Annotated in this window: 2 protein-coding genes; both read left to right on the forward strand. The window is 70.3% G+C overall.

The genetic code is table 11. The annotated features are described in order from the left end of the window. The coding region (locus ACFZDI_RS35830; protein ID WP_391256733.1) for an amino acid adenylation domain-containing protein at nucleotides 1–4,353 on the forward strand (4,353 nt) is incomplete at its 5' end. Then, nucleotides 4,353–5,958, forward strand: a 1,606-nt coding sequence (locus tag ACFZDI_RS35835) for a condensation domain-containing protein (RefSeq protein WP_391256736.1), incomplete at its 3' end; no start/stop codon positions are given. The genes ACFZDI_RS35830 and ACFZDI_RS35835, both read left to right, overlap by 1 nt.

Raw genomic sequence — 5,958 nt, forward strand, 5'->3', positions numbered from 1 at the left:
ACGTCGGTGCGGTCGCTGGTTCTGGGTGGTGAGGCGGCTTCCGCCGAGCTGGTCGGGGAGCTGCTGGCCACGGCTGTGTTCAACCACTACGGGCCCACGGAGACCACGGTCGGCGTGGCCACCACACCCCTGACCTCGGAGGATGTGGCTGCCGGGGTGATCCCGGTGGGCTCCCCGGTGGCCAACACACAGACCTACGTCCTGGACGACCGGCTCAACCCCGTGCCGGTCGGCGTGGTCGGTGAGCTGTATGTGGCGGGCGCACAGGTGGCGCGCGGGTATGTGGGCAGGCCCGGTCTCACCTCCGAGCGTTTCGTGGCCTGCCCCTTCGGCTCACCCGGCCAGCGGATGTACCGCACGGGCGATCGCGCACGGTGGACGGCCGATGGCCGGCTGGTGTTCGCCGGTCGTGCCGACGAGCAGGTGAAGATCCGCGGGTATCGAGTGGAGCCCGGCGAGGTGCAGGCAGTCGTAGCCGCGCACCCGCTGGTCGCCCAGGCCGCAGTCGTCGCCCGCGAAGACACCCCCGGTGATGTCCGCCTGGTCGCCTACATCGTCACCGACGACACCGAAACCACTGAATTGCCCGACGCAATCAGGGATTTCACAACGGCCCGTCTGCCGGACCACATGGTCCCCGCGGCCGTGGTGGTCCTCGATGCCCTGCCGCTGACGGGCAACGGCAAACTGGATCGCAAGGCTCTGCCCGTTCCTGACTACGGGGCGGCGGCGACGGCCGGCACGGGGCGTCCTCCGGCAACCGTGCAGGAGGAGATTCTGTGTCAGGCCTTCGCCCAGGTGCTGGGTCTGCCCGCGGTCGGTGTGGATGACGACTTCTTCACGCTGGGCGGGCACTCCCTGCTCGCCGTCTCTTTGGTCGAGCAGCTGCGCAGCCGGGGCGTGTCCCTCTCGGTCCGCGCCCTGTTCCAGACACCCACTCCCGCAGGCCTGGCTGAGGTGTCGGCTCCGGACACGGTCGACGTTCCGGAGAACCGCATCCCGCACGGCGCCGAGCACATCACCCCGGACATGCTCCCGCTCGTCGAGCTGTCCGAAGAAGAGGTCGCGAGGATCGTCGCAACGGTCCAGGGCGGCGCGGCCAACATCGCTGACGTATACCCCCTGGCGCCTCTGCAGGAGGGCCTGTTCTTCCACCACCTGCTCCAGACCGACGGTGGCACGGACGTGTACGCGGCTCCGAGGGTCATGGAGTTCGACTCGCGGGACCGCCTGGACACCTTCCTCGGCGCTCTCCAACGGGTGGTGGACCGGCACGACATCTACCGCACGGCGATCGTGTGGGAGCAACTGCGCGAGCCGGTGCAGGTCGTGGTCCGTGTGGCCGAACTGCCCGTCCACGAGGTCTCTCTCGACCTGCAAGGCCCCGATGCGGTGGCGCAGTTGATCGAGGCCGCCGGATCGCACATGGATATCCGTCGCGCGCCACTGATCGACGTGCACATCACCCCTCAGCCGGGCCAGGTCGGTGGATGGCTGGCGTTGCTGCGGATGCATCACCTGGTCCAGGACCACACCGGCCAGGACGTGCTGCTCGACGAGATGCGAGCGTTCCTGTCGGGGCAGGAGGGTTCCCTGCCCGAGCCGGTGCCCTTCCGGAACTTCGTCGCGCAGGCCCGACTCGGTGTGACGCGGGAGGAACACGAGCGGTACTTCGCCGACCTGTTGGGCGATGTGGAGGAGACCACCGCACCGTACGGTCTGCTGGACGTGCACGGTGACGGCAGCGATGTCGAGCGTTCCCGGATGGGCGTCGACGACGAGGTGGGCCGGCGAGTACGCGACATCGCCCGCTCACTCGGTGCGAGCCCCGCCACGGTGTTCCACCTGGCCTGGGCTCGGGTGCTGGCCACGATCAGCGGCCGTGACGACGTCGTCTTCGGCACGGTGCTGTTCGGGCGGATGAACGCCGGTGCCGGTGCGGATCGGGTGCCCGGGTTGTTCATCAACACCCTGCCCGTCCGCGTCCGTGTCGACGGGGTCAGTGTGGGCCGGGCGTTGGAGGGCGTACGCGATCAGCTCGCGGAGCTGCTCGTGCACGAGCACGCGCCGCTGAGGCTGGCGCAGCAGGCCAGTGGCGTCCCGAACGGCAGCCCGCTGTTCGCCTCACTGTTCAACTATCGGCATGGCAGGCGCCCGCAGACGCAGCCCGGTCCGAGCGCCGCGACCTCGTCCAAGGGCATCAGCACGGTGTACGCCCGGACCGCCACCAACTACCCGGTGGCCGTGTCGGTGGACGACCTGGAGTCCGGGTTCTGGCTGAACGTGGACGCGGTGGGCCCGGTCGACGGGCAGGCGGTGTGCCGGCTGCTGCACACCTGCCTGGACAGCGTGGTGACGGCCCTGGAGCACGACCCGGACAGCTCGTTGTCGTCGATGGAGATCCTGGACGCGGTGGAGAAGGACCGACTGCTGACGGACTGGAACGACACGGCGGTGGGGGGCGTCGCGTCGATGGTGCCCACCCTGTTCGAGGCTCAGGCGCGTCGTACCCGGGGCGCCGTCGCCGTGGTTCAGGACGGTGTGGAGGTGTCGTTCGCGGAGCTGGAGGCACGGGCGAACCGGCTGGCGCGCCATCTGCGCGCTCACGGCGTGGGCGCGGAGTCCGTGGTGGGTCTGTGCCTGCCGCGCGGTGTCCAGACGATCGCGGCGATCCTGGGCGTGTGGAAGGCGGGGGCGGCGTACGTGCCGGTCGATGCGACGCTGCCCACCGAACGCATCGCGTACGTGCTGGCGGACAGCGGTGCGGTGCTGACCCTCACCACGGGCGAGCTCGTCGAGTCACTGCCGGCGAGCGGACATCGGCTGATCGCGGTGGACGCAGTGGAGTCGATACAGCCGTCGACCGAACCGGAACCGGCAGCGGCATCGCAACCGTCGGCGGAGCCCGCAGCGCCGTTGCCGGACCAGATCGCGTACGTGATCTACACGTCGGGTTCGACGGGGTGGCCCAAGGGCGTGGCGGTCACACACGGCGGACTGGCGAACTATGTGACCACGGTGCCCGGGCGGATCGGCCTCGACCGGCCCGGTCGCCACGCGGTGGTGCAGGCCCAGACGACCGACTCGGGGAACACGCTGGTGTTCGCCAGTCTGGTCACCGGTGGTGAGCTGCACATCCTGCACGAGGACACGGTGACCGATGCCGTGGCGGTGAGCAGGTATCTGACGGAACACCGCATCGACTACCTCAAGGGCGTGCCCTCGCATCTCGCGGCGCTGACCGCCGGACCCGAGGGTGCCGCCGGGGTCCTGCCGGGCAAGGCACTGGTGCTCGGCGGTGAAGAGGCACCGCGGGAACTGGTGGCCGGCTTGCTGGCGGCGGCCGGTGAGCAGGGGGTGTTCAACCATTACGGTCCGACGGAGACGACCATCGCCGTGGCGACGGCTCGCCTGTCTGCGGAGTCGCTCGGCTCCGGTGCGGTGCCGGTGGGCAGGCCCGTGGCCAACACGCGGCTGTACGCGCTGGACGCCCGGCTGAAGCCGGTACCGGTGGGCGTCGCGGGCGAGCTGTACGTCGCCGGTGCACAGGTGGCGCGCGGCTACGTGGGCCGGCCCGACCTGACCGGCGAACGGTTCGTGGCCTGCCCGTACGGTGATACGGGCGAACGGATGTATCGGACCGGGGACCTGGTGCGCTGGACCGGGGACGGCCAGTTGGTGTTCGCCGGCCGAGTCGATGAACAGGTGAAGATCCGCGGCTTCCGGATCGAGCCCGCAGAGATCGAGGCGGTGCTGGCCGCGCACCCGCAGGTGGCGCAGGCCGCGGTGATCGCAAGGCAGGACACGCCCGGCGACAAGCGCCTGGTCGCGTACGTGGTCCCGGCCCCCGACGGCGGCGCCACCGACGCCACCGCCGACGCCACGGCGGAGGCGGCCCTGCCGAACGCCCTGCCCGATGCCCTGCGCACCTGGGCGACAGGTCGGCTCCCCGGCCACATGGTGCCCGCGGCCGTGGTGGCCATGGACGCGCTGCCGCTGACGGTGAACGGGAAGCTCGACCGTGCGGCACTGCCCGTCCCCGAATACGCGGAGAGGCGGGGGCGCGGCCCGGCCACGCCACTGGAGGAGACCCTCTGCCGGGCGTTCGCCCGCGTACTCGGCGTGGGCCGGGTCGGAGTCGACGACGACTTCTTCGCCCTCGGCGGGCATTCGCTGCTGGCGACCCGATTGAGCAGCGAGATCAGAGAGGAACTGGGGACGGAACTGCCGATCCGGGCGGTCTTCGGCACCCCGACGCCGGCCGGGCTCGCGGTCTGGCTCACACAGCAAGGTGACAGCCGTCCGAAAGCTAGGCCCGCGCTGCGGCCGATGCGCAGCCAGGAGGAGTCCTGATGATCCCGCTCTCGTTCGCCCAGCGTCGTCTGTGGTTCCTGGCACAGCTGGAGGGGCCGAGCACCACCTATACGAACCCGACGGTGCTGCGCTTCCCCGAGGTGCTCGACCGGGAAGCGCTGGAAGCGGCGCTGCGGGACGTGCTGCAACGGCACGAGGTGCTGCGGACGGTGTTCCCCGCGCCCGACGGCGAGCCGTACCAGCGCATCCTGCCGGTCGAGGAGACCGCATTCGAGCTGGCCGTCGTGGACGTGTCTCCGGAGCACCTGACGGAGACCGTCGAGCACACCGTGCGGCACGCCTTCGATCTGGCCACGGAGATCCCGCTGCGAGCCAGCCTGCTCACAGTGGGCCAGGACGAGTGCGTGCTCGTCCTGCTGGTGCATCACATCGCGTGGGACGCCTGGTCGGCCGGCCCGCTGGCGCGTGACCTTTCGGTGGCCTACGCGGCGCGCCGCGACGGCCGGGCGCCCGAATGGGAGCCCCTGCCGGTGCAGTACGCCGACTACGCCATGTGGCAGAGGGAGCTGCTGGGCGACGAGGACGACCCGGAGAGCGTGCTGAACCAGCAGGTCGAGTACTGGCGGCAGGCCCTGACCGGGGTCCCCGAGGAGCTGTCGTTGCCGACCGCCCGCCCGCGCCCGGCCGTCCCGACCCACCGAGGCCACCAGGCTGAACTGGAGATCCCGGCCGTGGTGCACGAGCGGCTCGTCGCCATGGCACGCGAACGAGGCATGAGCCTCTTCATGGTGCTCCAGGCGGCACTCGCCGTGACGATGTCCCGGCTAGGCGCCGGTACGGACATCCCGATCGGTTCAGCCATCGCCGGACGCACCGACAAGGCACTCCACGACCTCGTCGGGTTCTTCGTCAACACGCTCGTCCTGCGTACCGACCTCTCCGGCGATCCGACGTTCGCCGACGTGCTGGACCGGGTCCGGGAGACGAGTTTCGGCGCGTTCGAGCACCAGGACGTGCCCTTCGAACGACTTGTGGAAGAGCTGGCGCCGACCCGCTCCCTCGCGCGGCACCCCCTCTTCCAGGTCATGCTCACCCTGCAGAACGCCGGTCCGGCGAAGCTCGACCTGTCCGGCCTCAAGGCGTCCCGCATGACTCGCGGAACTGCCACGTCGAAGTTCGACCTGGAGGTCGCAGCGGCCGAGACCTTCGGCGCCGGGGGCGCGCCGGCCGGCATGCGTGGCGTGGTGACGGTGTCGGCCGACCTCTTCGACGAGGAGACGGCCCACCGGATCGCACACCGCTGGCTCCGAGTGCTGTCGGCTGTGGCCGCGGATCCGTCGATACCCATGAGCTCGGTGGAGGTCCTCGACGACGACGAGCGCCGGAAGATGCTCGTGGACTGGAATGCCACGGGGGTGGCGGTTTCGGGGTTGACGTTGCCCGAGTTGTTTGCGGCGCAGGTGGCGCGGACGCCGGATGCGGTGGCTGTGGTGGTGGGGGATGTCGGGCTGTCGTATGCGGAGTTGGATGTGCGTGCGAGTCGGTTGGGTCGGGTGTTGGTGGGTGAGGGGGTGGGTCCTGAGGCGTTGGTGGGGTTGGCGTTGCCGCGTTCGGCCGAGTTGGTGGTTGCGGTGTGGGCGGTGT

The organism is Streptomyces sp. NPDC007907 (genome assembly GCF_042959365.1).
Taxonomy (GTDB): Bacteria; Actinomycetota; Actinomycetes; order Streptomycetales; family Streptomycetaceae; genus Streptomyces; species Streptomyces indiaensis.